Raw genomic sequence first — 2,205 nt, forward strand, 5'->3', positions numbered from 1 at the left:
AATTCTGTACACATGTTTCATTACCTCACTTACAGGTAAATTGTACAAGTCTATTTGACATTAATGATGTCTATATCCTGTTTTATTAAATGTGTCTTTTTTCCAAAAATAAAAGAATGTATTTCTACACTCTCTTACTTAATATCCAATTCAATAGGCTCATCCATCGTATCACTGACGTATTTGCCATTCTTTTTTCTTTGTTTCACACACTCTGTCAACAAGTATTCAATTTGTCCATTGACACTGCGAAAATCATCTTCTGCCCATGAAGCGATTTGATCATACAATTTTTTTGAAAGACGCAAAGGAATCTGTTTCTTTTCCATTAATACAAACTGCCAGAATTTACAACTGGCTGCGCATCATGGTTCCCACAAAGTACGACTAACAAGTTAGAAACCATAGCCGCTTTCCTTTCTTCATCCAATTCTACAACACCATTTTCATTTAAACGATCCAATGCCATTTCAACCATACCAACAGCTCCATCCACAATCATCTTACGTGCATCAATAATCGCACTTGCCTGTTGTCTTTGAAGCATAACGGCTGCAATTTCTGGTGCATATGCCAAATATGTAATTCTTGCCTCAATAATTTCAAGACCTGCATCTTTCACCTTACTTTGAATTTCATCACGAATTCTAGAAGCTACTACTTCACTAGAACCTCTAAGACTTCCTTCATCGGCAATACCATCACCTGTTGTATCTACATTTTCAGCGACATCATAAGGATAAATACGAACAATATTTCTTAATGCACTATCACATTGTAAAGAAAGATATTCCTTATAGTTATCTACATTAAATACAGCTTTTGCGGTATCTGTAACACGCCACATCACGGCAATTCCAATCTCAACAGGATTTCCCAAACAATCATTGATTTTTTGACGATTGTTGTTTAAAGTCATGATTTTCAAAGATACTTTTTTAGAAGCCATTTCTACTGTTCCATTATTTTGCGCTTGAAAAATACTCTTCTTAGAACCATCATCCACATCTCCACTTTGATTTAGTTTTGTCTTTGCGGCAGGATTGACAGCCTGACAAAAAGGATTGACAAAATAAAATCCAGCATCCTTTAAAGTACCTACATATTTACCAAATAATGTCAAAACCAAGGCTTCTTGTGGCTTTAATACTTTTAAACCAAGAAATGGAATCCAACCAATGCATAGCCATACAACACCAATAATAAATAAAGGCCAAACGAATGCTGCACCTAGTATTGTCATCAACAAGGCTACAAGATATAAAACAATCCATATTATCATCATGGCCATGCCATTCTTTTTATTGCTTAAAACTTTTTCTGTCATATAAGCACCTCCACTATCAAAATGATATCATTTTGATATCTATTGTCAATAAAGAAAAAGATGGGAATGACCCACCTTTAAAAATTATAAACTTTTATGTAAAGTTTCAAGAACTGTCTTAAGATCATTGACACCCATTTGACCTGGAGCACTCGCCTTTTTAGCAGCACCAAATGTCAAACAAGAACCAAATACTTCACCAGCTAAACGAGAAATTACTCCCGTAGCTGCCATTGACATAGTGATGATTGGACGATCGGCATGTTCTTCTACCATTTCATTTGTGGCAGACAATAATGTCAATACATCCTTTTTTGATTGAGGCATAACTGCAATCTTAGGAATGTCTGCACCTTTTTCTTGCATAGCGCATAAGCGAGAAATGATTTCTTCTTTAGATGGTGTTTTGAAGAAGTCATGGTTCGACATGATTACTTTTACTCCATTTTCATGAGCTGTCGTTACAATCGTTTCAACTTCCTTATCTCCTGTATATAATTCAACATCTACTGCATCTACATAACCGCTTTTGGCAACTGCACAGTTTAATTCCACATAATATTCAGTAGATACTTCTAATTCTCCACCTTCTTTTTTAGAACGGAAAGTCGCTAAGACTGGAGTTTCTTTAAATACTTCACGTAATTCTTTAGTCATTTCTACTACAGATGCAGTATTTTCAACTTGTTCAAACCAGTCCATACGCCATTCAATAATATCAGCTGGTGTATCAAGAATGATTTTCGCTTGTTCTAAAACATCTTCTTTACTCTTTCCACAAATAGGAACACAAATCTTTGGTACGCCTGCACCAAATTCAACATTTTTCATTGTTACTGTATTCATTTTTTTATTCTCCTTTATTCATATTTTTTGTA

General features: G+C 34.8%; 3 protein-coding genes. All 3 read right to left on the bottom strand.

The window, feature by feature from the left end:
* Positions 1-134: 134 nt before the first annotated feature.
* On the bottom strand, positions 135-329 hold the full coding sequence (locus ACZQCL_RS08935) for a type II toxin-antitoxin system antitoxin (protein WP_117573687.1): 195 nt from the start codon (positions 327-329) through the stop codon (positions 135-137).
* Positions 329-1,327: an SPFH domain-containing protein gene (locus ACZQCL_RS08940; RefSeq protein ID WP_227991563.1), complete on the bottom strand. Its 999-nt coding sequence runs from the start codon at positions 1,325-1,327 to the stop codon at positions 329-331. Before ACZQCL_RS08940 ends, ACZQCL_RS08935 begins: the two co-directional genes overlap by 1 nt.
* Before the next feature lie 84 nt (positions 1,328-1,411).
* Entirely contained in the window at positions 1,412-2,173 is a 762-nt protein-coding gene (aroD, locus tag ACZQCL_RS08945) for a type I 3-dehydroquinate dehydratase (protein ID WP_419008532.1), read from the bottom strand.
* Positions 2,174-2,205: the final 32 nt, after the last annotated feature.

The sequence above is a fragment of the Holdemanella sp. genome, assembly GCF_056804935.1.